Annotated in this window: 24 protein-coding genes and 1 pseudogene; 16 read left to right on the top strand and 9 right to left on the bottom strand. The window is 71.8% G+C overall.

From position 1 onward, the window contains the following. From AB0F81_RS40865 to AB0F81_RS40845, 5 genes and pseudogenes are all read left to right on the top strand, one after another. A pseudogene (locus AB0F81_RS40865) lies at positions 1-363 on the top strand (hypothetical protein); the annotation flags it as partial. A 25-nt stretch (positions 364-388) separates the two neighbouring features. Beyond that, positions 389-1,342: an ROK family glucokinase gene (locus tag AB0F81_RS40860; RefSeq protein WP_360207225.1), complete on the top strand. Its 954-nt coding sequence runs from the start codon at positions 389-391 to the stop codon at positions 1,340-1,342. 11 nt (positions 1,343-1,353) lie between these two features. Further along, on the top strand, positions 1,354-2,037 hold the full coding sequence (locus AB0F81_RS40855; RefSeq protein ID WP_360207223.1) for an endonuclease/exonuclease/phosphatase family protein: 684 nt from the start codon (positions 1,354-1,356) through the stop codon (positions 2,035-2,037). A 19-nt stretch (positions 2,038-2,056) separates the two neighbouring features. Then, a complete protein-coding gene (locus tag AB0F81_RS40850) occupies positions 2,057-3,382 on the top strand; it encodes an NAD(P)-binding domain-containing protein (protein ID WP_360207220.1) in 1,326 nt (441 codons plus the stop codon). Position 3,383: 1 nt separating this feature from the next. Then, a complete protein-coding gene (locus tag AB0F81_RS40845; RefSeq protein WP_360207217.1) occupies positions 3,384-4,154 on the top strand; it encodes an alpha/beta fold hydrolase in 771 nt (256 codons plus the stop codon). Here AB0F81_RS40845 and AB0F81_RS40840 read toward each other — a convergent pair. Both AB0F81_RS40840 and AB0F81_RS40835 read right to left on the bottom strand, forming a co-directional pair. Beyond that, positions 4,134-5,591 carry a trehalose-6-phosphate synthase gene (locus AB0F81_RS40840; protein WP_360207214.1) on the bottom strand — a complete coding sequence of 486 codons (1,458 nt, stop codon included), beginning with the start codon at positions 5,589-5,591 and terminating at the stop codon, positions 4,134-4,136. The two genes, AB0F81_RS40845 and AB0F81_RS40840, sit on opposite strands and share 21 nt — an antisense overlap. A gap of 34 nt (positions 5,592-5,625) precedes the next feature. After that, positions 5,626-6,426, bottom strand: a complete 801-nt coding sequence (locus tag AB0F81_RS40835; protein WP_360207211.1) for a DUF308 domain-containing protein — start codon at positions 6,424-6,426, stop codon at positions 5,626-5,628. A gap of 140 nt (positions 6,427-6,566) precedes the next feature. Between AB0F81_RS40835 and AB0F81_RS40830 the strand changes: the two genes are divergently transcribed. After that, entirely contained in the window at positions 6,567-7,295 is a 729-nt protein-coding gene (locus AB0F81_RS40830) for a lysophospholipid acyltransferase family protein (protein ID WP_360207209.1), read from the top strand. Here the strand turns inward: AB0F81_RS40830 and AB0F81_RS40825 are convergent. Next, on the bottom strand, positions 7,249-7,938 hold the full coding sequence (locus tag AB0F81_RS40825; RefSeq protein ID WP_360207207.1) for a Crp/Fnr family transcriptional regulator: 690 nt from the start codon (positions 7,936-7,938) through the stop codon (positions 7,249-7,251). The genes AB0F81_RS40830 and AB0F81_RS40825 overlap by 47 nt on opposite strands. 235 nt (positions 7,939-8,173) lie before the next feature. On the opposite strand from AB0F81_RS40825, the gene AB0F81_RS40820 reads away from it, so the two are divergent. Continuing rightward, on the top strand, positions 8,174-9,028 hold the full coding sequence (locus AB0F81_RS40820; RefSeq protein ID WP_360207204.1) for a phosphotransferase: 855 nt from the start codon (positions 8,174-8,176) through the stop codon (positions 9,026-9,028). Between the two features lie 21 nt (positions 9,029-9,049). Further along, positions 9,050-9,544, top strand: coding sequence for a polyadenylate-specific 3'-exoribonuclease AS (locus AB0F81_RS40815; protein WP_360207202.1), 495 nt, complete (start codon positions 9,050-9,052; stop codon positions 9,542-9,544). Here AB0F81_RS40815 and AB0F81_RS40810 read toward each other — a convergent pair. Continuing rightward, positions 9,541-10,200, bottom strand: a complete 660-nt coding sequence (locus AB0F81_RS40810) for a helix-turn-helix domain-containing protein (protein WP_360207199.1) — start codon at positions 10,198-10,200, stop codon at positions 9,541-9,543. The genes AB0F81_RS40815 and AB0F81_RS40810 overlap by 4 nt on opposite strands. Positions 10,201-10,295: 95 nt before the next feature. On the opposite strand from AB0F81_RS40810, the gene AB0F81_RS40805 reads away from it, so the two are divergent. The 4 genes from AB0F81_RS40805 to proC all read left to right on the top strand — a co-directional run bounded on the left by AB0F81_RS40805 (position 10,296) and on the right by proC (position 14,419). Beyond that, positions 10,296-11,771 carry a DHA2 family efflux MFS transporter permease subunit gene (locus AB0F81_RS40805; protein ID WP_360207196.1) on the top strand — a complete coding sequence of 492 codons (1,476 nt, stop codon included), beginning with the start codon at positions 10,296-10,298 and terminating at the stop codon, positions 11,769-11,771. 109 nt (positions 11,772-11,880) lie between these two features. After that, positions 11,881-12,378 carry a pyridoxamine 5'-phosphate oxidase family protein gene (locus tag AB0F81_RS40800; RefSeq protein WP_360207193.1) on the top strand — a complete coding sequence of 166 codons (498 nt, stop codon included), beginning with the start codon at positions 11,881-11,883 and terminating at the stop codon, positions 12,376-12,378. A gap of 144 nt (positions 12,379-12,522) precedes the next feature. Further along, positions 12,523-13,551 carry a 6-phosphofructokinase gene (locus AB0F81_RS40795; protein WP_360207190.1) on the top strand — a complete coding sequence of 343 codons (1,029 nt, stop codon included), beginning with the start codon at positions 12,523-12,525 and terminating at the stop codon, positions 13,549-13,551. A gap of 55 nt (positions 13,552-13,606) precedes the next feature. Beyond that, positions 13,607-14,419 carry a pyrroline-5-carboxylate reductase gene (gene proC / locus AB0F81_RS40790; protein WP_360207188.1) on the top strand — a complete coding sequence of 271 codons (813 nt, stop codon included), beginning with the start codon at positions 13,607-13,609 and terminating at the stop codon, positions 14,417-14,419. A 278-nt stretch (positions 14,420-14,697) separates the two neighbouring features. Here the strand turns inward: proC and AB0F81_RS40785 are convergent, their stop codons facing one another. After that, complete coding sequence (locus tag AB0F81_RS40785; RefSeq protein WP_360207186.1) at positions 14,698-15,375, bottom strand: DUF429 domain-containing protein; 678 nt, start codon at positions 15,373-15,375, stop codon at positions 14,698-14,700. Continuing rightward, complete coding sequence (locus tag AB0F81_RS40780) at positions 15,372-15,893, bottom strand: glutathione peroxidase (RefSeq protein WP_360207183.1); 522 nt, start codon at positions 15,891-15,893, stop codon at positions 15,372-15,374. The genes AB0F81_RS40785 and AB0F81_RS40780 overlap by 4 nt, the downstream gene beginning before the upstream one ends. Positions 15,894-16,064: 171 nt before the next feature. Here AB0F81_RS40780 and AB0F81_RS40775 point away from each other — a divergent pair, with 171 nt between their 5' ends. From AB0F81_RS40775 to AB0F81_RS40765, 3 genes are all read left to right on the top strand, one after another. Next, complete coding sequence (locus tag AB0F81_RS40775; protein WP_360207180.1) at positions 16,065-17,534, top strand: glycosyl hydrolase family 18 protein; 1,470 nt, start codon at positions 16,065-16,067, stop codon at positions 17,532-17,534. Positions 17,535-17,599: 65 nt separating this feature from the next. After that, positions 17,600-19,006, top strand: coding sequence for a class II 3-deoxy-7-phosphoheptulonate synthase (locus AB0F81_RS40770; protein WP_360207177.1), 1,407 nt, complete (start codon positions 17,600-17,602; stop codon positions 19,004-19,006). Then, the gene (locus AB0F81_RS40765) at positions 18,999-20,018 is read left to right on the top strand and encodes a GntG family PLP-dependent aldolase (protein ID WP_360207175.1); all 1,020 of its coding nucleotides are present in this window, start codon (positions 18,999-19,001) and stop codon (positions 20,016-20,018) included. Before AB0F81_RS40770 ends, AB0F81_RS40765 begins: the two co-directional genes overlap by 8 nt. Here AB0F81_RS40765 and AB0F81_RS40760 read toward each other — a convergent pair. After that, the gene (locus tag AB0F81_RS40760; protein ID WP_360207173.1) at positions 19,982-20,698 is read right to left on the bottom strand and encodes a hypothetical protein; all 717 of its coding nucleotides are present in this window, start codon (positions 20,696-20,698) and stop codon (positions 19,982-19,984) included. The genes AB0F81_RS40765 and AB0F81_RS40760 overlap by 37 nt on opposite strands. Before the next feature lie 72 nt (positions 20,699-20,770). On the opposite strand from AB0F81_RS40760, the gene AB0F81_RS40755 reads away from it, so the two are divergent. Continuing rightward, complete coding sequence (locus AB0F81_RS40755; RefSeq protein ID WP_360207170.1) at positions 20,771-21,646, top strand: LysR family transcriptional regulator; 876 nt, start codon at positions 20,771-20,773, stop codon at positions 21,644-21,646. Here the strand turns inward: AB0F81_RS40755 and AB0F81_RS40750 are convergent. Both AB0F81_RS40750 and AB0F81_RS40745 read right to left on the bottom strand, forming a co-directional pair. Continuing rightward, positions 21,620-22,483, bottom strand: a complete 864-nt coding sequence (locus AB0F81_RS40750) for a deoxyribonuclease IV (RefSeq protein WP_360207168.1) — start codon at positions 22,481-22,483, stop codon at positions 21,620-21,622. The two genes, AB0F81_RS40755 and AB0F81_RS40750, sit on opposite strands and share 27 nt — an antisense overlap. Continuing rightward, positions 22,474-23,615 (bottom strand): PASTA domain-containing protein (locus AB0F81_RS40745; protein WP_360207165.1); only part of this gene is annotated, 1,142 nt, incomplete at its 5' end. The genes AB0F81_RS40745 and AB0F81_RS40750, both read right to left, overlap by 10 nt.

Genomic DNA, 23,615 nt, shown 5'->3' with positions numbered 1-23,615 from the left:
GAGGCGGTGGCCCGCGCCGTCGAGCAGGCCCGCCGGGCCGCTGAGAAGGCTCGGCAGGGCGCTGAGGAGGCCCGCCAGGGCGCTGAGGCTGCCCGGCAGGGCGCCGGGGCAGCGGCGGGGCCGACCACTTCCCGGGACCGGGCACCCAGTTCCCCCTCGACACCGGACGATGGAGGCACGAGCGGGAGCGCCGCGCGTGCCCGGTCCGGGCCGGGGTCCGACGTCTGGGCCATGGCCACCGCGGAGGCCGCCGTTGGCGACGCGGCCGCGCACCGTAGCGTGGATCATGACCTGGGCGCTTCGGCGCCCGAGGACCGCGACGCGGCTGCGGGCGACGACGCCCGCTCCGGCGACGCGGTGTGAACTGTTTGCAGAGGGGACGGGCAGCGTGACGCTGACCATCGGAATCGACGTCGGCGGTACCAAGGTCGCCGGTGGCGTGGTCGACGAGCGGGGCAACGTGCTCGCGTCGAACCGGCGGCCGACGCCGGCGGAGGACCCGGCCGGCACCCGGGACACCATCGTCGAGGTGGCCGCCGAGCTGGCGGCGCAGTACCCGGACGCCACCGCGATCGGGATCGGCGCCGCCGCGTGGATCGACGCCGCCGGTTCGACCGTGCTGTTCGCGCCGAACCTGGCCTGGCGTGACGAGCCGCTGCAGGCTTATGTGAGCAAGGCCGTCGGTCTGCCCACCGTGCTGGACAACGACGCCAACGTGGCCGCCTGGGCGGAGTTCCGGTTCGGTGTGGCCCGGCACGCGGACGACTCGATGGTCATGATCACCGTCGGGACCGGTATCGGTGGCGGCATCGTGCTGAACGGCAAGCTCTGGCGCGGGGCCAACGGCATCGCCGCCGAGCTGGGCCACATCCAGTCGGTTCCGGACGGGCATCCGTGCGGCTGCGGCCGGCTCGGCTGCCTGGAGCAGTACGCGAGCGGCAACGCGCTGGTCCGCTTCGGCCGGGCCGGGGCGCGCCAGGAACCGGAACGCGCCGCGAAACTGCTGGAGCTGGCCGGCGGCGACGCCCTGGCGATCACCGGCCGGCAGATCACCGAGGCGGCGCGGGCCGGCGACGGCGTCGCCATGGACGCGTTCGCGCAGGTCGGCTACTGGCTCGGCGTCGCCCTCGCCGACCTGGCGCAGAGCCTGGACCCGCAGATCCTGGTGATCGGCGGCGGGGTGATCGACGCCGGGCCGCTGCTGATGGGCCCCGCCGAGCGCACCTACCGGGATCAGCTCGCCCAGCGCAACCGCTTCCCGGTGGCCGAGGTGCGGGCCGCCCAGATGGGCAACGTGGCCGGTGTGGTCGGCGCCGCCGACCTCGCCCGGTACGCCGGATAGTCCCCGCGCACATGTCCGGCGTCCCGCTGCGAGTGGTCAGCTACAACGTCCACGGGCTGCGGGACGACCGGGCCGCGCTGGTCGGCCTGATCCGCGAGCTGGCCCCGGACGTCCTGGTCGTGCAGGAGGCCCCGCGCCGCTTCCTCTGGCGGCAGAAATGCGCCTTCCTGGCCGCTGAGACCGGCCTGGTGGTGGCCGCCGGCGGCCTGCCCTCGCTGGGCAACCTGCTGCTGGTCAGCCTGCGGGTGGCGATCCGCCGGACGTGGTGCCTGCGCTATCCGCTCACCCCGGGCCGGCACCTGCGCGGCGCGGTCTTCGCCGAGGGCGCGGTCCACGGGGCCACCTTCACCGTCTCCGGCTCCCACCTGGCCACCGATCCGGCCGAGCGGCCCGCCCAGGCGGCCCGCTGGAAGGCCGAGCTGTCCGCGGTCGAGGGCCCGCTGATCGCCGCCGCCGACCTGAACGAGGGGCCGGGCGGCGGCGCCTGGCGGACGGTCGAGGACGGGCTGCTGTCGTCCGGCGACGACGTGCCCACTTTCCCGGCCACGCTGCCCCAGCGGCGGATCGACGGCATCTTCGTCAGCCCCGGGACAGCCATCGAACATTACGAGATCATCTCGACCGAGCGGGCCCGCGCAGCCAGTGATCATCTACCGGTCGTCGCGGACCTTCTGCTCCCTTCCTCCGAGCCCTGAGGTCTGCAAGGATCGCCGGGTGCACGACTCCCCCGACCCGGGTGACCGTCGCGACGCCGTCTGTGTGGTCGGTGCCGGCGCCAGCGGTCTCACCGCGATCAAGAACCTGCGCGAGCTGGGCTTCGCGGTCGACTGCTACGAGCGCGAGACCGGCGTCGGCGGCGCGTGGAACTGGCGTCACGACCGCAGCCCGGTCTATGCGAGCACCCATCTCATCTCGTCCCGGCCACTGACCGAGTTCCCCGACTTCCCGATGCCGGACACCTGGCCCGACTATCCCCACCACAGCCAGGTGCTCGCCTACCTGGAGCGGTACGCGAAGCATTTCGGTCTCGGCGAGCACATCTGGTTCGGCATGGAGGTGGTCTCCGCCGTGCCCGCCGGCGACGGCCGGTGGGACGTGACCATCCGGTCCACCGGCGGCGGCTCCTCGCGCACCCAGCGGTACGCGGCGATCGTGGTCGCCAACGGGCACAACTGGTCCCCGCTCAAGCCGGAGATCCCGGGGGAGTTCCGCGGCGAGGTGATGCACGCCTCGGCGTACAAGGACCCGGCGAAACTGCGCGGTCGCAGGGTGCTGGTGGTCGGCGGCGGCAACACCGGCTGCGACATCGCCGTCGAGGCGGCGCAGCAGGCCACCGAGGTGTGGCACTCCACCCGCCGCGGTTACTGGTACGCACCGAAGTACCTCTTCGGCCGCCCCGCCGACCAGGTCAACGACCGCGCCCTGCGGTACCGGCTGCCGCTGTGGCTGCGCCGGTGGCTCTACCGCCGCTTCACCGCCGACGTGACCCGCTTCGGGCTGCCCGAGCCGGACCACCGCCCGTACGAGAGTCATCCGGTCGTCAACAGCCTGCTGCCCTACTACCTGGGACACGGCCGGATCCGCCCGGTGCCCGATGTGGTGCGCTTCGACGGCGCGGCGGTGGAGCTGGCCGACGGCCGCCGGGTCGAACCCGATCTGGTGATCACCGCGACCGGCTACCGGCCCCGGTTCGACTTCCTCGAGCCGGAGCTGCTGGACACCGACGAGCACGGCCGCCCCGACCTGCACCTGCACGCCTTCGCCCGCAAGCATCCGACGCTTGCGGTGGTCGGCCTGCTGCAGCCGGACTCCGGGGTGCTGCCGCTGGCCCACTGGCAGAGCGTCGCGGTGGCCCGCTGGCTGCGCCTGCGGATGACCGACCCGGACCGGGCCGCCGCCGTGCAGCAGAGGGAGTCCACCCGGCCGCTGGCCTCCTGGTCGCGCCGCCGGGTGGTGCCGTCCTCGCGCCACTGGTTCGAGGTCGACCACATCGACTACCTGCGTGCCGTGGCGGGCCTGCTGAAGCAGATGGAGTCCTGAGGTGCTTCGTTTCGACGACTGGACCGATCCGGTGCCGCCCGCCGAGCGTGAGGTCGTCTCCCTGCTGCCGGACGACGACGAGGGCAACCCGCCGGTGCTGTTCGTGCCGGGGCTGGGGCAGGGGGCGTGGATCTACGCCGGGCACTGGCTCGGGCACACCGCCGGGCGCGGTTACCCGGCCCACGCGGTCACCCCGCGGACCGGCGGTGACCTTCGTGCCCAGGTGCACGACGTGGTCCAGGTGGCCGCCTCGCTGCCCCGGCAGGCCGTGCTGGTCGGCCACGGGGTCGGCGCCCTGGTGGTGGCCCGCGCCCTGGGCCGTTACCCGGCCCGTGCGGCGGTCCTGGTGGCCCCGGTGCTGGACGGCTGGGCCGCGCTCGGCGCCGCCCTGCGCAGCAACCCGTTCGGCACGTTCCCGGCGCTGTTCGGCGGGCGGTTGCGGTTGGCGCCGCGGCAGCTGTTCAGCGCCGAGCTCCCGGCCGAGGAGGCCGCGCGGCACCTGGAGCGGGTGGACGCCCGCCCGCGGGCCGAGTTGCTCACCCGGGCGCCGCTGCCCAGGCCGGTCGGCGCACCGCCGATCCTGGTGGCCGGCAGCCCCGATGACCGGGTGGTGCGCCGCGCCGCGCTGGACCGGGCCGCCGCCCGTTACGGCGGCGCGCCGCTGCTGTTCCCCGGCATGGGGCACGACCTGATGCTGGAGCCGGGCTGGGCCGAGCCGATCGACGCGATCCTCGACTGGCTCGGCAAGCAGTTACCCGCGCGGGTTCACTGACCGCTGCCGGGGGATCCGCCGTTTCGCGCCGGGCAGGCGCTCCGCGAGGGATCCGGTGTGGTCCAGCGCGGTCAGGTACGCCCGGGCCCAGGCCAGGATGTCGTGCCCGGCCAGGTGCTGCCGCATGGCGGTCATCCGGGCCGTCAGGTCGGCCGGTTCGGCCTCCATGGCGCGCAGCAGCGTCTCCTTGAGCCCGTCCAGGTCGTGCGGGTTGACCAGGAACGCCTGCTCCAGCTCGGCGGCCGAGCCGGCGAACTCGCTGAGCACCAGGGCGCCGGTGCCGTCCTCGCGGGCCGCCACGTACTCCTTGGCGACCAGGTTCATGCCGTCGCGCAGCGGGGTCACCACCATCACGTCCGCGGTCTGGTAGAGGGCGGCGAGCTGGGCCCGGGCGAACGGCTGGTTCAGGTAGTGGATGGCGGGTTCGCCGACCCGGCCGTACTCGCCGTTGATCCGGCCGACCTCGCCCTCGATCCGGTCGCGCAGGCCCCGGTAGCTCTCCACCCGTTCCCGGCTGGGGACGGCGACCTGCACCATCACCGTGTCGCGGACCTTCACGTACCCGTCGCGCAGCAGCTCGCTGTACGCCGTGAGCCGGTGCTCGATGCCCTTGGTGTAGTCCAGCCGGTCGACGCTGAGCAGCACCCGCTTGGGCTGCCCGAGGTCGTGCCGCAGCTGTTTCGCCTGGCTGACCACGTCCGGGCGGGTGACCAGCGCCCGCATCTCGGCGACGTCGATGGAGACCGGGAACGCCCCGGTCCGCACGGTCCGCCCGTCGACCGTGATGGCGTGGTCGGTGGCGTCCGCGCCGAGCAGTTTCTGCGCCAGCTGGGCGAAGTTGTGCGCCGCCTGCTCGCGCTGGAAGCCGACCAGGTCCGCCCCGAGCATCCCGCGCAGCAGCTCGACCCGGCGGGGGAGCTGCATGAACAGCTCGGGCGGCGGGAACGGCACGTGCATGAAGAACCCGATCAGCAGGTCGGGGCGCAGGTCCCGGAGCATCCGCGGCACCAGCTGCAGGTGGTAGTCCTGCACCCAGACGGCGGCGCCCTCCTCGGCGACCTCGGCGGCCGCCTCGGCGAACCGCTCGTTGACCGTCCGGTACGTCTCCCACCAGTCCCGCTGGAAGACCGGCTGCTGCACCGCGTCGTGGTAGAGCGGCCACAGCGTCGAGTTGGCGAACCCCTCGTAATAGCCGCGCAGCTCGTCCCCGGTCAGCGCCACCGGCCGCAGGCGCAGGCTGCCCATGTCCGGCAGGGCCGGCGCCGGACCGACCCCGCCGGCCCAGCCGACCCAGGTCGCCGGGGTCGGTGCCAGGATCGCGTGCAGGGCGCTGGCCAGGCCACCTGGGTTGCGGCGCCATTCGCAGGCGCCGTCCGGTGCGGCGTTGTCATCCAGGGGCAGACGGTTGGCGACGACCACGAATGAGCTCTGACGCATCACCGTAGGTTACTGGCCGAACACCAACATCGGTCTATACGACAGCGCCGTCGTCGAATTCGTCGTCGTCGTGGCCCGAGCGCAGCCGCCAGACCAGGGTGACCGCGCCACCGACGATCGCGGCGAACCCGAGGAAGGTCACCAGCCGCTCGTCGACCGGGATGAGCCGCGGGAAGAGGAAGAGCACGAACCCGATCACGACGCCGAGCAGGCCCATCACCGCGTACTTCGAGATGTGCGGCATCGGCGGGGGCGGTGGCGGGATGTAGCGCTCGTCCTCGTCGTCCTCGTCGTCGGGCGGCAGGTCGGCGCCGAACGTGTCGAGTCCGTAGAGGATCGACGGCTCCTGCGGGTCGGTGCGCCGCCGGTTCAGCGGTGTGCCCTCCTCGGTCACCGGGCGAGCCGGCGGGCGCTGCTGCTCCTGGGGATCGACGCCCTCGACGGCCGGCCACGGTGTGGCGGCGTCGTCGTCGGCGGTGGTGTGGAACCCGGCGATGATCTTGTCCCACTCGGCGTCCACCTCGGCCTGCGGCCGGGGATCCGCCGGGGGCGGGGTGGGTGGCGCGCCGCCGGTCACCTTCTGCAGGTGCTCGCGCGCGGTCGCCAACTGGGTCCGGTCGACGAACAGCCGGTCGATCGGGCGCGCGGGCAGCGTGGTGGCCCGCAGGATGGGGTTCTGATCCGCCGTGGGCTGGAGATACGCCGCGATCCCGCCGGCCGCGAGCACGTCGAGCAGGTGCTCACCGACCCGTGGATCCACGTCACCCGCCGCGGCGTAGTCGGCCGCGTCGAGCCCGTTGTCGCGCCGCCCACGACGGGCGCCACCCGTTGTCACCGATGCACCCCCTTGCCGACCGTGCCTTGAATGGTGACACGGCAGGCGCCTGTTGCGGGAGTGCGATTGTGGCGCGCCGCCCCCGCTTCGTACGCTTTCTGTCGCCCCGACGCCCGGCGGCATCCGCTGAAAGGACGTCAGTGTTCTACTGGCTGCTGAAGTTGGTGGTCCTCGGACCGCTGCTGAGACTGGTCTTCCGCCCCAAGGTGGAGGGCCTGAAGAACGTACCTCGCTCCGGTCCGGTGATCCTCGCCTGCAACCACCTCTCGTTCTCCGACTCGATCTTCACCCCGCTGATCATGAAGCGGAAAGTGACCTTCGTCGCCAAGGCCGAATACTTCACCGGCAAGGGGATCAAGGGCTGGTTCTCGCGGATGTTCTTCGTCGGCGCGGGGACGATCCCGGTGGACCGTTCGGGTGGGCAGGCCGCCCAGGCGGCCCTCGACACCCTGCTGCGGGTGCTGCGCGAGGGCAACGTCGCCGGCATCTACCCGGAGGGCACCCGGTCGCCGGACGGGCGGCTCTACCGCGGCAAGACCGGCGTGGCCCGGCTGGCGCTGGAGAGCGGCGCCCCGGTGGTCCCGGTGGCCCTGCTGAACACCGACGAGATCCAGCCGACCGGCACGCTGATCCCGAAGGTCAAGCGGGTGCGGATCCGGATCGGCAAGCCGCTCGACTTCTCCCGGTACGCGGACCAGCGCGGCGACCGCTTCGTCGAGCGGGCGATCACCGACGAGATCATGTACGAGCTGATGGCCCTCTCCGGCCGGGAGTACGTCGACGTTTACGCCTCGACGCTGAAGACCACGATCGAGGCGCCCGTCAACTCCCCATCCCGGCGCGGCGACGGAGTGCCTGGACGTCGGTGACGACGATCCGGCGGCCCTCGGTGCGCAGCCAGCCGCGGCTGGCGAACGAGCCGATCGCCTGATTCACGCTCTGGCGGGAGCCGCCGGCCATCTCGGCCAGCTGGCTCTGGTTCAGCTCGATGGTGATCATCGGCGCCTGGCTCTCGCCGGAGAGCCGGACCAGGGTCTTCGCCACGCGGCCGGGCAGGTCGAGGAAGACGTGATCGGCGTTCTGCTCGGTGAGCCGCCGGATCAGGCCGCCGACCGAGCGCATCACCGCGTCCAGGATCCGCGGGTTGGAGTGGACCAGGTCCATGAAGGCGGCCCGGGACAGCGACAGGGCCTGCGAGTCCTCGATCGCCTCGGCGGACGCGCTGCGGGTCGAGGCGTCCAGCAGGGACACCTCGCCGAGCACATCGGGCGGGCGGACGACGGTGAGCACGGCGCGCTCGCCGGTCGGCGCGGTCCGGAAAACCGCGACGGCGCCTCGCTTCATGATGATCAGCGAGTCGCCGGGATCGTGCTCCACGAAGAGGATCTGCCCCTTGCGGTAGTGACGTGGGACGGCCGCCGCGATGACCCGTTGCCGAACGTCCGGCTCGAGCCCGGCGAACATGTCCACGCCGGTTAACGCGTCACCGGAATCCGGCATGCGATGGTCCACGGCGTTATCCCTCCCCCGATGGGGACCGCGTCGACCCGGCCGGCGCCGGCCCCACGACGCGAACGATCACTATTAGCACGAAGCGTGCCTCGAACGCCATTCCTGCCCGGACATCGAAGGCTCGCTCCGTACGATCATGTCGCTTCGGTAGCAATCTGTAAACCACCCATCGCCTTCTGTGATTGTCGCCCTCGCTGTCCGTCGCATTAGCGGCTTGTGCCGAGATAATCCCGCCGTGCCGGATGATGAGCTTCTTCGATCGACCTTGCGCGACCAGTGGCACCTCGTTCCGACCGAGATCACCGAGCGGCCGGCGACCCTGATGTCGCGCGGCTGGGAGGTCGTCGCGGGCGACGGCCACTACGTGGCCCGGCTCGCCGAGAGCGCCGCACGGCAGCAGATCGAGGCCGGCCTGATGGCCGCCGAACACCTGCGCGGCGTACGCATCGACGCGGGCGAGCCGATCCGTACGCTCGGCGGCGGGCTGACCGCGGAGACGCCGTACGGGGCTCTCGCCGTGCTCCGCCGCGTCCCCGGCCGGCATCTCGACGGGCGCGACCCGGTCGACCAGCAGTGGTGGGGCGAGCGGCTCGGCGCCGTGCACCGCGCCCTGCGGGAGTTCCGCCATCCGGGGCTGCGCCCGTGGCAGCTGATCGACGTGGACGCGCCGCATCTCGGCGCCGAGCCGTGGCTGCGCGGAGCGGTCGCCGCCGCGGTGACCGCGGCCACCCGGCTCACCGTCACCGATCAGCTGACCTACGGTGTGCTGCACGGCGACCCGGCGCCGGACACGTTCGTGCTGGACACCGCGACCGGCCGCTCCGGCCTGCTGCACTGCGGGGCGAGCGGCACCGGCCCGCTGGTCTACGACGTGGCCGCGGCGGTCGCCTACGCGGGTGGCCCGGAGCAGGCCGCCGAACTGCTCGACGGTTACCGGGCGGCGGGGCCGGTGAGCGCCGACGAACTGGACGCCGCGCTGCCGGTGCTGCTCCGGCTGCGCTGGGCCGTGCAGGCGGACCGGGCCGCCCGGCAGGGACTCGGCGATGAGCTGAGCCGGGCGAGGCAGGCCCTGGAGTCCATGCCCGGATGACTATGGGCGAGGATGTCAGCGATGCCTTACCGCTATTTCTATGACTGTGAATTCATCGAGGACGGCCGGATCGTCGACCTCGTTTCGATCGGCGTCGTCGACGAGTTCGGCCGCGAGTTCTACGCGGTCAGCACCGAGTTCGACGACTCCCGCGCGGTGCCCTGGGTGCGCCGCAACGTGCTCGACAAGCTGCCGTCCCCGTCCGACAAGGCGTGGCGCAGCCGGGAGCGCATCCGCGAGGACCTCTACGAGTTCCTGGTCGAGCCGATCCGGGGCCGCAACGAGCAGATGGAGCTCTGGGCCTGGTACGCGGCGTACGACCATGTGGCGCTCGCCCAGTTGTGGGGAGCGATGCCGGCGCTGCCCCGGGAGATCCCCCGGTTCACCAAGGACCTGCGCCAGCGCTGGGACGACCTGAACCGCCCGCCGCTGCCCGAGATGGCCGGCCGGCACGACGCCCTGGTCGACGCCCGGCACAACCTGGCCCGCTGGCAGGCCATGCTCAAGACCGCCTAGCGGCGCCGCGTCTCCAGTGGTGGGACGCACTCCCGCATGATCGCCCGGACGTCGGTCTCGGACGGCTCCGCACCGAGATCGCCGTTGTCCGGCCGGGCCCGCAGCCCGTCGATCACCAGCTCCAGATATCTCTCGTAGAGGTCCGGCCGGCACTCGGCGCTCTGCTGCGCCAGGTCGGTGACCATCGCCATGATGATCGGGAAGTCGCGGAACCCGGCATCCGCCCGCAGCGAGCCCTCGGCGTGCGCCCGCGCCATCAGCTGCTCCAGCAACGGCACGATGTGCTCACCCGCCTGCGTGAAGTGGTGCTCGTCCATGCTCAGCGCGGCGTCGCGCAGGCCGCGGTCGGTGGCGTGCATCCGCGCCGACCGGCGCAGGAAACCGGTCAGCCCGTCCCAGGCCGACGGCTCGGTGAGCGCCTCCTCGGCGAGCGTGACGAGATCCTCCAGCCGGTCCGTGAAGACCGCCTCGACCAGCGCCTCCTTGGTGGGGAAGCGGCGATAGACGGTGCCCACCCCGACACCCGCGTGATGGGCGACGTCGTCCAGCGTGGCGGCGAAACCGCGGGCGGCGAAGACCTCGCGCGCGGCCTGGATGATCCGCTCCCGGTTGCGCTGGGCGTCGCGCCGCAGCGGCCGGGCCTCGGTCTCGGTCATGTGGGCAAGCCTACATCTAAGTGGAGAGCAATCCTCAACTTCCGCTGCTAGCCTGCCGAAGTGGAGGACGTACCTCAACTTCGGGAAGGCTGTGCATGAGCACCCTGATTGATCGGCCAGAGGCCGCTGTACGTGAGACCGGCCGCTGGTGGGCGCTCGTGGTGCTGGCGCTGGCCCAGCTGATGGTGGTGCTCGACGCCACGATCGTGAACATCGCGCTGCCCACCGCCCAGGCCGACATCGGCTTCGACGACCACGGCCGGCAGTGGGTCGTCACCGGGTACGCCCTCGCGTTCGGCAGCCTGCTGCTGCTCGGCGGCCGGCTCTCCGACTTCTTCGGCCGCAAGCGGATGTTCATCATCGGCCTGGTCGGTTTCGCCCTGGCCTCGGCGCTCGGCGGCGCGGCCGGCAGCCTGGAGCTGCTGATCGTGGCCCGCGCACTGCAGGGCGTCTTCGGCGCGGCGCTGGCCCCGGCCGCGCTGTCGCTGCTCTCCACGACCTTCACCGAGCCGGCCGAGCGGGGCAAGGCGTTCGGCATCTTCGGCGCCATCTCCGGCGCCGGCGGCGGCATCGGCCTGCTGCTCGGCGGCGTGCTCACCGAGTACGTCTCCTGGCGCTGGTGCCTCTACGTCAACCTGGTGATCGCCGCAATCGCCGTGCTCGGCGCGATGACCAAGCTCCGCGACGAGCCGGTCCCCGCCCACGGGAAGATCGACATCCCGGGCACGGTCACCGCGGTCGCCGGCCTGGTCGCGCTCGTCTACGGCCTGGCCAACGCCGAGACCGACGGCTGGACCGACGCCATGACGCTCGGCCCGATCGTCGCCGGCCTGGTCTTCCTCACCGCCTTCGTGCTGATCGAGCGCCGGGTGGCGCACCCGCTGCTGCCGCTGCGTGTGGTGCTCGACCGCAACCGCGGCGGCTCCTACGCCTCGATCGCGATCGCCGGCGCCGGCATGTTCGGCATCTTCCTCTTCCTGACCTACTACCTGGCCGGCATCCTGCGGTTCACCCCGGTCGAGACCGGTCTGGCGTTCCTGCCGATGCTCGGCGCGGTGATGCTCACCGCGACCACCGCCGGCTCGATGCTGGCCCCGAAGATCGGACCGCGGCCGCTGGTCCCGGTCGGCGCGCTGATCGCGGCGGGCGGCATGGTCCTGCTGACCCGGCTGGAGCTGGACTCGTCGTACGCGAGCGGGGTGCTGCCCGGCCTGATCGTGATCGGCCTCGGCCTCGGCCTGGTCTTCGCACCGACGCAGAACGCGGCGACCTCGGGCGTCGAGCACCGGGACGCCGGTGTCGCCTCCGCGATGATCAACACGGTGCAGCAGATCGGCGGCTCGATCGGCACCGCGCTGCTCAGTTCGTTCGCCGCCAGCGCGGCCACGGACTACGCGGCCGGCAAGGAGCCGACGCCGCTGCTGGCGGCCGAGGCCGCGCTCTCGAGCTACCACACGGTCTTCTGGTGGTCGGCCGGCTTCTTCGTCCTGTCCGCGATCGTCGCGGCGCTGCTGTTCCGCACCGGCCCGCTGGACGTCGACCCGGACGCGCCGCCGGCGATGGCCCACTGACCCTCGGCGGAGATCGGCCCGGCTGGATGTCCAGCCGGGCCGTTCGCGGTTTGAGCGGTGCCCTCGCGGGAAGTTCGGGCGCTAGCCGAGGAGAAAGCGAGGAAACGACATGTCCGGCACCGAGCAGGAGCAACGCGACAAGGTCAAGAAGATGGTGGCCGACGCGCGGATCTGCATGCTGACCACGATGACCGAGGACCACCGGCACGTCAGCCGCCCGATGGCCCTGCAGGAGGTGGAGTTCGACGGTGACCTGTGGTTCTTCGCCTACGCGGACTCCGACCTGGTGGCGCAGATCAGCCACTACCCGCAGGTCAACGTGGCGTTCAGCGACCCGAAGCAGCAGAACTGGATCTCCATCGCCGGCGCGGCCTCGCGGGTGGACGACCGGGCCAAGGCGGAGCAGCTGTGGAGCGCCCCGCTCAAGGCGTGGTTCCCGGACGGCCTGGACACGCCGAACCTGACCCTGGTCAAGGTGACCACGCAGACCGCGGAGTACTGGGAGGCGGCGCACAGTTCGAAGGTCGTCACGCTGCTCGGGTACGCCAAGGCGGTCGTTACCGGAAAGACGCCGGACGCGGGCGAGAACGAAACCGTCAGGCTTTAGCGGGGCGGCTTCGACCGGGTCCCGGGCGGCGACTAGAGTTCCGGTTGCGGCCCGCCCCGGGCCCGGCAACGCTGCCGAACCGAATCGTCCCAGGGGCCTCGACGGGCTATCCGCATCTCGCTACCCGATCCAGGGGGAAGAAAAATGCGTATCGGCGTGCTCACCGGTGGCGGCGACTGCCCCGGTCTCAACGCGGTCATCCGGGCTGTCGTCCGCAAGGGCGTCACGGCTTACGGCCACGAGTTCGTCGGGTTCCGGGACGGCTGGAAGGGCCCGCTGGAGGGCCTGACGAAGCCGCTGGGCATCGCGGAGGTCCGTGGCATCCTGCCGCGCGGTGGCACCATCCTGGGCTCCTCCCGCACCAACCCGTTCAAGATCGACGGCGGCGTCGAGAAGATCAAGGCCAACCTGGCCGAGCAGGGCGTGGACGCGCTGGTCGCGATCGGCGGCGAGGACACCCTCGGCGTCGCGACCAAGCTGCACGACCTGGGCGTCAACGTCGTCGGCGTGCCGAAGACGATCGACAACGACCTGAACGCCACGGACTACACCTTCGGCTTCGACACCGCGGTGAACATCGCGATGGAGGCCATCGACCGGCTGCACACCACCGCCGAGTCGCACCACCGCACCCTGGTCGTCGAGGTCATGGGCCGGCACGCCGGCTGGATCGCGCTGCACGCCGGCCTCGCCGGCGGCGCGAACGTCATCCTGCTGCCGGAGCGCAAGTTCGACGTCGAGCAGGTCGCCACGTACGTGACCAAGCGCTTCCAGGTCGAGTACGCGCCGATCGTGGTCGTCGCCGAGGGCGCCCAGCCGCTCGACGGCCAGATGATCCTGCACAACCAGGAGCTGGACAGCTTCGGCCACGTCCGCCTCGGCGGCATCGGCCAGTGGCTGGCCGAGCAGCTGGAGGAGAAGACCGGCAAGGAGGCCCGGACCGTCGTCCTCGGCCACATCCAGCGCGGCGGCACCCCGACCGCGTTCGACCGGGTCCTCTCCACCCGCTTCGGCCTGCAGGCGATCGACGCGGTGCACGAGGGCGACTTCGGCAAGATGATGGCGCTGCGCGGCACCGACATCGTCCGGGTCCCGCTGATCGAGGGCACCGGCGAGCTGAAGACCGTTCCGCTGGAGCGCTACGAAGAGGCTGAGGTCTTCTTCGGCAACTGAGTTCGGCGCAGGGCCGGGGGACTTCCCCCGGCCCTCATCCGTGGAGGGATGCGCGTTGCCCAAGCACACCGTCGCGGTCATCGGGGCCGGCAAGATCGGTGAACTCGTCCTCTCCGGCCTGCTGCGGTCCGGCTGGCCGGCCTCCCGGCTGCTGGTCACCGCCCGGCGCGCCGCTCGCGGCGCCGAGCTGGCCGAGCGGTACGGCGTGACGGTCGTGGAGAACACCGAGGCGGTGACCCGGGCCGACATCCTGGCCATCGCGGTGAAGCCGCAGGACGCCGCGACGCTGCTCGACGAGGTGGGCGGCAAGATCCCCGCCGACAAGCTGGTGGTCTCGCTCTGTGCCGGGCTGCCGACCAGCTTCTTCGCCGCGCGGCTGCCGGAGGGCACGCCGGTGGTCCGGGTCATGACCAACACCCCGGCGCTGGTGGACCAGGCGATGACGGCGATCTCAGCCGGCCCGCACGCCAACGGCGAGCACCTGGCCATCGCCGAGGAGATGTTCAAGCCGCTCGGCGCCACCCTGCGCGTTCCGGAGTCGCAGCAGGACGCGGTCACCGCGCTCTCCGGTTCCGGCCCGGCCTACTTCTACCTGCTCGTCGAGGCGATGATCGACGCGGGCATCCTGCTCGGTCTGCCCCGGCAGGTGGCCCATGAGCTGATCGTGCAGACCGCCATCGGGTCGTCGGTGATGCTGCGCGACTCCGGCGAGCACCCGGTGAAGCTGCGCGAGGCGGTCACCTCGCCGGCGGGCACCACGATCGCGGCGATCCACGAGCTGGAGAAGCACGGGGTCCGCGCGGCCCTGCTCGGCGCGCTCGAGGCGGCCCGCGACCGGGCCCGCGAGATCGCCGACCAGGCCCGCTGATCCGGCTGACGCTCAGCGTCGCCCGCGGCCGCGCGAAGCAGCGCTGGGCGGCAGCCGGTGTAGTCGGCTGACGCTGAGCGTCGTCTTGGGCCCCGCAAAGCAGCACTGGGCGGCAGCCGGTGTAGTCAGCTGACGCTGAGCGTCGTCTGGGGCCGCGCGAAGCAGCACTGGGGGTCAGCTGGACCGCGTGCTTAAGCCCGGCGGTCGCGCTTCGGCCCGGTGTGGCAGGTGATCGCGCTTGGCCACGGGCGCTTCGGTAGCCCGTACCGAAAAGGGTCTTAATACCAGATCGCGATCTTGCTGCCGTTGCTCTCCTCGGGTGGGCTGGGGTGGCTGAGTGCCGCGCCGGTCGCCACGCGGTGAGCGGTCCAGGCGACCGCGGCGGCGTCCAGGATGTCGTCCGGCGGGGCCTGCCCCGCCGGGCCCAGGCGGTCCGGCAGCACGATGCCGTGCCGGGCCAGCAGCTCGCGGCGGCGGGCCTGGCCGCTCCAGGTCTTCTTCGCGTACGGCAGCGGCTCGCCCGCCATGGTCCGGAAGGACATCTCCGGGTGTGCCTCGAAGAGCAGGCCGGGGTGGCGTTCCCAGATGGCGTTGGCCTCGAGCAGCTTGGGACGCAGCGCCCAGGACTGGCGGCTCAGGCCGGCGCCGGTGAGCTCGCGGCAGACCCGGTTGGCCGAGGCGAAGTCGGTCTCCTCCCAGACCGCGCGCGGCGGCACCCGGAAGACGCTGCCGCGGCGCGGGCCGAGCTGGTCGGCGGCGAGGGTGTCGGCGGCGCGCCAGCGGTCCGGGAGCATGCCGAGGGGGATGTCGACGCCGATCACCGCGGCCCCGGAGCTGCCCGCGACGATCTCGTAGAGCGTGGACGCCAGCACGGCACGCCCGAAGGCGCCGTCGCGCAGCTCGACGCCGACCCAGCCGAGGGCGTACGCGTCGACGCCTATGACGTGGATGCTCATGGAACGAGTGGGTCTTCAGTCCGGTCAGGGGCGGTGGCGGGGCGGTCGGATGGGGGGAGGAACTTCTCGACGGTGTTGACCAGCTGGCTGTCGTCCGGTGCGGTTCCCGGGGCGAAGCGGGCCACGACGGCGCCGTCGGGCGCCACCACGAACTTCTCGAAATTCCACTGGATGTCTTCGCCGTCGCCGACCAGCTCGCGGTAGAGCGGATGCCGTCCGGGCCCGTTGACCTCGACCTTCTCGGTCACCGGGAAGGTCACCCCGTAGTTCACCGAGCAGAACTCGGCGATCTCCTCGGCGGTGCCCGGCTCCTGGCCGCCGAACTGGTCGCACGGCACGCCGACCAGCACCAGGCCACGGTCGCGATAGGTCTCGTAGAGGGATTGGAGTCCGGCGTACTGCGGGGTCAGTCCGCAGCGAGAGGCCACATTGACCACCAGCACGACCGATCCGCGGTAACGGTCCAATTCGGTCGGGCCACCGGTGAGGGCGTCAATGTCGACGTCGAAGATGGTCATGACGGAAGACTACGCGCTGTGTCCATCTGAACGCATCCCGTCGCTGGTCGCCGCGTGATGTTAAAGCGACCTTAAAGGTGTTCACCTCGCTTGACTGTTGTTAATCGATGTGACTACCGTCTCCTCAACCCTCTCTTTGGAAAGTTTCCTAACTGTTGAGGAGACATCCCCGTGTCTAAAACCACCCGCCGGGCGATCTTTGCCGGTGCGGTCGTCCTGGCGGCCGGCATCGCGGTGCCCGCCGTCTCGGCGTCCGCCGCCGTCGCCTGTGCCCCCGCATGGAGCGCCACCGCCACATATGTGAAGGACAACGTCGCCTCACAGAACGGCAAGAACTACACCGCCAAGTGGTGGACCCAGGGCGAGTCCCCGGCCACCAACAGCAGCCAGTGGGCCGTCTGGGTCGACAACGGAGTCTGCGGTGGCACCACGCCGCCCACCACCCCGCCGACCACGCCTCCCACGACGCCGCCGACCACCCCTCCGACGACGCCGCCCACCACCCCGCCGACCACGAACCCGCCGACGGGCAGCAAGTGGGTCGTCGGCTACTTCGCCGAGTGGGGCGTCTACGGCCGCGGCTACCACGTGAAGAACATCGACACGTCCGGCTCGGCCTCGAAGCTCACCCACATCCTGTACGCGTTCGCCAACACCACCGGCGGCAAGTGCACGATCGGTGACTCCTACGCCGACTACGAGCGGGCCTACACCGCCGCGGAGAGCGTCGACGGCGTCGCGGACACCTGGGACCAGCCGCTGCGCGGTTCGTTCAACCAGCTCCGCAAGCTGAAGAAGAAGTACCCGCACATCAAGGTGATCTACTCGGTCGGTGGCTGGACCTGGTCCGGTGGCTTCACCGAGGCGGCCAAGAACCCGGCCGCGTTCGCCGACTCCTGCCACAAGCTGGTCGAGGACCCCCGCTGGGCGGACGTCTTCGACGGCATCGACATCGACTGGGAGTACCCGAACGCCTGCGGCCTGACCTGTGACACGTCCGGCCCGAACGCGTTCAACAACGTGATCTCCGCGCTGCGCACCAAGTTCGGCTCGAGCGCCCTGATCACCGCCGCCATCACCGCCGACGGCTCCAACGGCGGCAAGATCGACGCCACCGACTACGCCACCGCGGCGACGAAGATGGACAAGATCTTCCCGATGACCTACGACTACTTCGGCGCCTTCGCCGCTCAGGGTCCGACCGCCCCGCACTCGCCGCTGACCTCGTACAACGGCATCCCGCAGGCCGGCTTCAACTCGGACGCCGCGGTGCAGAAGCTGAAGAGCAAGGGCATCCCGGCCAGCAAGATCCTGCTCGGCATCGGCTTCTACGGCCGCGGCTGGACCGGCGTCACGCAGGCGGCTCCGGGTGGCACCGCGACCGGCGGCGCCGCGGGCACCTACGAGACGGGCATCGAGGACTACAAGGTCCTCAAGACCAAGTGCCCGGCCACCGGTACGGTCGCCGGCACCGCCTACGCCTTCTGCGGCAACAACTGGTGGAGCTACGACACCCCGTCGACCATCGCCGGCAAGATGACCTACGCGAAGACCCAGGGTCTCGGCGGCGCGTTCTTCTGGGAGCTCTCCGGTGACACCACCAACGGCGAGCTGATCACCGCCATCAAGAGCAACCTCTGATCTGATTTGGGACGGAGGGGCACCGGCCGCAAGGTCGGTGCCCCTCTTTCGTAGGCTTTGAAGTTATGCGCCGTGAGTGGCATCAGCTCAGTCACCCGGGGGTGGGTAACACCGCCTTCCAGACGTCCCGCCCGTCCACGAACTCCGCGGAGGACGAGGCCCTCGGCCTCGACCACTGGCGGGGCCTGCCGCGCGTGCAGATGCCGCCGTGGCCGGACATGGCCGAGGTCGCCGAGGTCTGCAAGGTCCTCGACAACGTCCCGTCGATCGTCGCCCCCTACGAGGTGGACCAGCTGCGGTCCCGGCTCGCCGAGGTGTGCGAGGGGCGGGCGTTCCTGCTGCAGGGCGGCGACTGCGCCGAGACCTTCGCCGACAACACCGAGAGCCACCTGCTGGCCAACGCGCGCACCCTGCTGCAGATGGCGGTGGTGCTGACCTACGGCGCCTCGATGCCGGTGGTGAAGGTCGCCCGGGTCGCCGGGCAGTACACCAAACCCCGCTCGTCGATGACCGACTCGCTGGGCCTGCCCGCGTACCGCGGTGACCTGATCAACTCGCTGGACCCGAACGAGGCGGCCCGGGTGGCCGACCCGCAGCGGATGATCCGGGCGTACGCGAACTCCGCCGCCGCGATGAACATGCTCCGCGCGTACCTCGCCGGTGGCCTGGCCGACCTGCACGGCCTGCACGACTGGAACAAGGACTTCGTGCGCGCCTCGCCGGCGGGCGAGCGCTACGAGGCGATCGCCCGCGAGATCGACCGGGCGCTCGACTTCATCCGGGCCTGCGGCATGACCGACAGCGAGGCGCTGCGCACGGTCAGCCTGTACTGCTCGCACGAGGCGCTGGCCCTGGAGTACGACCGGGCGCTCACCCGGGTTTCGAACGGGAAGGCCTACGGGCTGTCCGGCCACTTCCTCTGGGTGGGGGAGCGGACCCGGCAGCTCGACCACGCGCACATCGACTTCATCAGCCGGATCGCCAACCCGATCGGCGTGAAGCTCGGCCCCGGCACCTCGCCGGAGACCGCGATCGAGCTCTGCGAGAAGCTGAACCCGCAGAACATCCCGGGCCGGCTCACCCTGATCAGCCGGATGGGCAACGGCAAGGTCCGCGACGCCCTGCCCCCGATCGTGGAGAAGGTGACCGCGGCCGGCGCCAAGGTCGTCTGGCAGTGCGACCCGATGCACGGCAACACCCACGAGTCGTCGAACGGCTACAAGACCCGCCACTTCGACCGGGTCGTCGACGAGGTGCTCGGCTACTTCGAGGTGCACCGCGGCCTCGGCACCCATCCGGGCGGCATCCACATCGAGCTGACCGGCGAGGACGTCACCGAGTGCCTCGGCGGCGCCCAGGGCATCGAGGACCTCGACCTGCCGGATCGCTACGAGACCGCCTGCGACCCGCGGCTGAACACCCAGCAGAGCCTGGAGCTGGCCTTCCTGGTCGCGGAGATGCTCCGTGGCTGACCTCCGGTCTGACACCGTCACCCGGCCCACCGCCGGGATGCGGGAGGCGATGGCCACCGCCGCGGTCGGCGACGACGTCTTCGGCGACGACCCCACGGTCAACGCGCTGGAGAACCACGTCGCGGCGCTGTTCGGGCACGAGGCGGCGCTGTTCGCCCCGTCCGGCACGATGGCCAACCAGATCGCCCTGCAACTCGTCGTGCCGCCGGGCGGTGAGCTGCTGGCCGGCGCCGATGCGCACGTGGTCACCTATGAGCTGGGCGCGGCCGCCGCCCTCGGTGGCATCTCCACCCGCACCTGGCCGTCCGACGGCGCCGCCCTGGACGTGGACCGGATCGCCGCGATGATCCGCCCGGCCGGCTACCCGTCGGTGCCGACCGCGGCGATCGCCGTCGAGCAGACCCACAACCTCGGCGGAGGCGGCGTGGTCTCCCTCTCGGCGCTGCGAGACCTGCGCGCGGTCGCCGACGCCCACGGGCTGGCCCTGCACTGCGACGGCGCCCGGATCTGGCACGCGCACGTCGCCGACGGGGTGCCGCTGACCGAGTACGGCACGCTCTTCGACACCCTGTCGGTCTGCCTCTCCAAGGGTCTCGGCGCGCCGGTCGGCTCGCTGGTGATCGGCAGCCGGGAGCAGATCGCCCGGGCCCGGATCATCCGCAAGCGGATGGGCGGCGGCATGCGGCAGGTCGGCATCCTCGCCGCCGCCGGGCGTTACGCCCTCGACCATCACGTACGCCGGCTGGCCGAGGACCACGAGCGGGCGCACCGCATCGCCGAGGCGCTGGCGCCGTACGGGGTGGTGGACCCGGCTCAGGTGCGGACCAACCTGGTGCCCCTGGACCTGACGAAGTCAGCCCTGGACGCGCCCACCCTGGCCGCCGAGGCCGCGCAACGGGACGTCTTCATCGCCGCCATGCTGCCCCGCACGGCCCGCCTGGTCACCCACCTCGACCTGGACGACGCCGCGACCGATCACGCGATCGCGGTCCTGAGCGAGCTGCTCTCCTGACGGGCTGCGGCGGCCCGGACGAAGCCCCGGATCACCGGGTGCGGGTCCGAGCCGTCCCCGGCGAGTTCCGGCTGGAAGAGCGTGGCGAGGTAGAACGGGTGGCCGGGTAGCTCGGCGACCCGGACCTCGCCGGCGTCGTCGTGGCCGGTGAAGCGCATGCCGTGCGCCCGGAGCAGGTCCAGGTGGGCGGCCGCGAGGCCGTAACTGCAGTGGTAGCGCTCGACGGTGCGGGCGGCGCCGAGCAGGCGCTCGATGAGCGAGCCCGGCTCCAGGTCGACGACGGCCTCGTGCCCGGCCAGCGAGCAGGCCAGCGCGACGACCAGCTCGTCGTCGCCGGCCTCGCCGTACTCGGCGTGCTGCGCGTCGCCGAAGTCGCACACGTTGCGGGCGAACTCCAGCATCGCGTGCTGGAAACCGCCGCAGGTGCCCAGGAACGGGATGCCGGCGGTGCGGGCCAGCCGGGCCGCGGCGATCGCGCCCTCCGGGCTCCGGTACGGGCTGCCCGGCACCATCCAGATGCCGGAGAACCCGCGGAGAGCGTCCGCGTCCCCGGCGTCCTGCGTCGGGATCCAGTAGACGTCGATGTCCTCGCTGTCGCGGAGCACGTCGAGCAGGGCGGGAATGCGGGTGTGGGCTCGGACGGCCGGGGACCGGTCACCGACCAGGGCGATCGAAATCATGTGTCCATCCTCGGCCGCACCCCGACATCACGTCCAACGATGAATACTGAGCCGGGCATTAGCATCCGTGATGTGGATCCCCATCTGCTGCGCACCTTCGTCGCCGTTGCCGAGACCGGCTCCTTCTCGGCCGCCGCCCAGCGGCTCAGCTACACCCAGTCGGCCGTCTCCCAGCAGATCGCCACGCTCGAGGCAGACCTCGGCACGGCACTGCTGACCAGGCGGCCCGTCGCGCTCACCACGGCCGGCGAGCGGCTGCACCGGCACGCCACGCTCCTTCTGGTACGCCTGGAAGCCGCCCGCGCCGACGTGACCCGTGCCGTCGCCCCACCCGGCCGGCTGATCCTCGGCCTCACCCCGCTGGCCTGGACCGAGCAGATGTCCGCCGCACTGGCCCGGATCCGGGGCGAGTCGGCGCGCCTGCACAGCCACGTGCTGGTCGCCGACCGGGACCGGATCGTCACGGCCGCGGCGACCGGCGAGATCGACCTCGCGCTGGTCGACGGGTTCACCGCCCCCAACGATCCGCTGCGCCTGCCCGAGCCCGGCGGGCAGGGAGCGGTGGGGGTGGCCGGAGGCCCGGCGGTCGTGGCGGTGCCCGACGGCCACCCGCTGGCCCGGCGGAGCGAATTGAGCCTCGGTGACCTCGCGGACGCGTACTGGATCGACGCTCCCGCCGTGGCGCCGTTCTCCCGGCTCCCGGTCGACGGCCTGCGGGCCGGGTTGCGCTACGACGGCGCCGACGTCACCGTTCTGGCCGGCCTGGCCGCGGCCGGCCACGGCCTGATCGTGCTGCCCGCGCCGCTGGTCGCGCAGCGACCCGGCCTTACCGGCGTGCCGATCGGGTCACCCCGCCTGGTGCACCGGATCGAGCTGCTCCGCGCCCCCACCAGCGAGGAGCCGGCCACCCGGCTCGCCGGGTTACTGGGAGCGGAGCCCCTTCAGTAGCGCGATGTCGGCCGCGTGGCCCTCGTGCTCGACGGTCGGCGTCTCCACGATGACCGGAACGCCGGCGGTGGCCGGGTGGGTGAACAGCTCGGCGAACGAGGCCGTGCCGATCCGGCCCTTGCCGATCGTCTCGTGCCGGTCGCGGGTGGAGCCGCACTCGTCCTTCGAGTCGTTCGCGTGGATCAGCTGGAGGCGGCCCGGGCCGGCGGCGGCGACCAGGGCGTCCAGCGTCTCGGTCATGCCGCCCGGGGTGGCCAGGTCGTGGCCGGCCGCCCAGGCGTGGCAGGTGTCGAAGCAGACGCCCAGCCACGGGTGGCCCTCCACCGCGGCCAGGTAGGCCTCCAGGTCCTGGACCTTGGAGGCCAGGCTGCGGCCGCCGCCCGCGCTCGGCTCGACCAGCAGCCGGGGGAGGCCCTCCGCGGCGGCCCGGTCGAGCAGCGGCAGCAGCGACTCGCGCAGCTGGTGCATGGCCTTGTCGGCGTGCGCCTCGTCGACCGAGCTGCCGGCGTGGTAGACGACCGCGGTCGCGCCGATCGCCTTGCCCCGGTCCAGGGCGTGCGCGAGCGTCGCGATCGACCGCTCCACCGTCAGCTCGGTGGGCGAGCCGAGGTTCACCAGCAGCGAGGCGTGGATGTAGGCGGGCAGCCCGCGCTCACCGCAGCCGTCCCGGAACAGGGTGTCCTGTTTCGGGTCGCCGGCCGGCAACGCCCAGCCGCGCGAGTTGGAGACGTACACCTGCAGGGTTTCCGAGCCGGCCGCGTCGACGTACGGAAGGGCGGCCTTGGCCAGCCCTCCCGACGTCTTCGTGTGCGACCCGATACGGCGGTCTAGAGACACGTCAGGGCAATCTCCGTCTGCGGCGGCACGGGGGTGTTGGCGCCCGGGTTCTGCAGCCGCACGAAACCGTTCGGGTTGACGTCCAGCCGGGCTCGCAGGTTCGCGCCCTGCAGGGTGGCGGCCGCCTGCTGACACGGCTGGTTCATCACGTCCGGGACCACGATCAGCGGCGGGCCGTTGCTCACGTCGAGGGTGATCTCGGTGTTCTTGGCGACCCCGGTGCCCGGCTTGATCGACTGGGCGAGGATCTCGTCGGCCGGCTTGTCGCTGTCCTTGGGGCGCTCCAGCGCGTTCAGGCCGAGCCGCTGCAGCTCACCGCGGGCCTCGTTGATGTTCTTGCCCACCAGGTTCGGCACGGTGATCGGCGCACGGCCCTTGCTCAGCACGACCGTGACGGTCGCACCCGGCTTGAGCTGCTCGCCCGCCTTCGGGTCGGTGGAGATCACCACGCCTTCCGGGGCGGTGTCGCTGTACTGGCTCTTGCCTTCCTTGACCTTGAGCCGCAGGCTCTCCAGCTCGGCCTTGGCGGCGGCCAGCTCGATGCCGACCACGTCCGGCACCGGGTGGACCTCGGGGCCGAGCGACAGGTTCACGGTGATCTTGTCGCCCTTGACGATCTTCTGCTGCGGGCCCGGGTTCTGGTTCACCACCGAGTCCTTGGGCACGGTCTCGCTGTAGACACCGTCACCCACGAGGATCTCGAAACCCTGGTCCTTCGCATACGCCGTCGCCTGCGCGCTGGTCATGTTGACCAGCGTGGGCGCGTCCGTGTAGCGGCCCAGCGTCACCCACCAGGTGCTGCCCAGGATGACCACGGCCATCAGGGCGATCAGCGAGGTCAGCACCACGCGGCGCCGGTCGGAGAAGAAGCCGCCCGGCGGCGGCGCGGCGGCCCGGCGGTGCGGCACGGCACGGCCGCCCTGCTCGGGCAGCCGGGCCCAGGACGGGCGGTGCGAGGCCTGATAGGTGCCGGCCGGGACCGGCGGCACCACCGCGGTGGCGTCGGCGGCCGGTACGGTCGGGACGAGGCTGGTGGCGTCCGCCGCGCGGGACGGGACCTGCCGCAGCAGGGCGGTCTCCACGCTCGCGGCGCCGAGGCCCTCGCGCAGCGCCTGCACCTCGCCGAGGAGCG

Origin of the sequence: Actinoplanes sp. NPDC024001 (assembly GCF_040638955.1) — a bacterium.
In the GTDB taxonomy this organism is placed as follows: domain Bacteria; phylum Actinomycetota; class Actinomycetes; order Mycobacteriales; family Micromonosporaceae; genus Actinoplanes.
Note: the sequence above shows the minus strand (reverse complement) of the source record. Positions and strands in the feature narration are given on the sequence as shown.

Coding starts and splice junctions, on each gene's coding strand:
- AB0F81_RS40855 (WP_360207223.1), top strand. CDS start 1,354: ATGTCCGGCGTCCCGCTGCGAGTGGTCAGCTACAACGTCCACGGGCTG.
- AB0F81_RS40840 (WP_360207214.1), bottom strand. CDS start 5,591: ATGCGTCAGAGCTCATTCGTGGTCGTCGCCAACCGTCTGCCCCTGGAT.
- AB0F81_RS40815 (WP_360207202.1), top strand. CDS start 9,050: ATGCCTTACCGCTATTTCTATGACTGTGAATTCATCGAGGACGGCCGG.
- AB0F81_RS40810 (WP_360207199.1), bottom strand. CDS start 10,200: ATGACCGAGACCGAGGCCCGGCCGCTGCGGCGCGACGCCCAGCGCAAC.
- AB0F81_RS40805 (WP_360207196.1), top strand. CDS start 10,296: ATGAGCACCCTGATTGATCGGCCAGAGGCCGCTGTACGTGAGACCGGC.
- AB0F81_RS40800 (WP_360207193.1), top strand. CDS start 11,881: ATGTCCGGCACCGAGCAGGAGCAACGCGACAAGGTCAAGAAGATGGTG.
- AB0F81_RS40795 (WP_360207190.1), top strand. CDS start 12,523: ATGCGTATCGGCGTGCTCACCGGTGGCGGCGACTGCCCCGGTCTCAAC.
- AB0F81_RS40785 (WP_360207186.1), bottom strand. CDS start 15,375: ATGAGCATCCACGTCATAGGCGTCGACGCGTACGCCCTCGGCTGGGTC.
- AB0F81_RS40780 (WP_360207183.1), bottom strand. CDS start 15,893: ATGACCATCTTCGACGTCGACATTGACGCCCTCACCGGTGGCCCGACC.
- AB0F81_RS40770 (WP_360207177.1), top strand. CDS start 17,600: ATGCGCCGTGAGTGGCATCAGCTCAGTCACCCGGGGGTGGGTAACACC.
- AB0F81_RS40760 (WP_360207173.1), bottom strand. CDS start 20,698: ATGATTTCGATCGCCCTGGTCGGTGACCGGTCCCCGGCCGTCCGAGCC.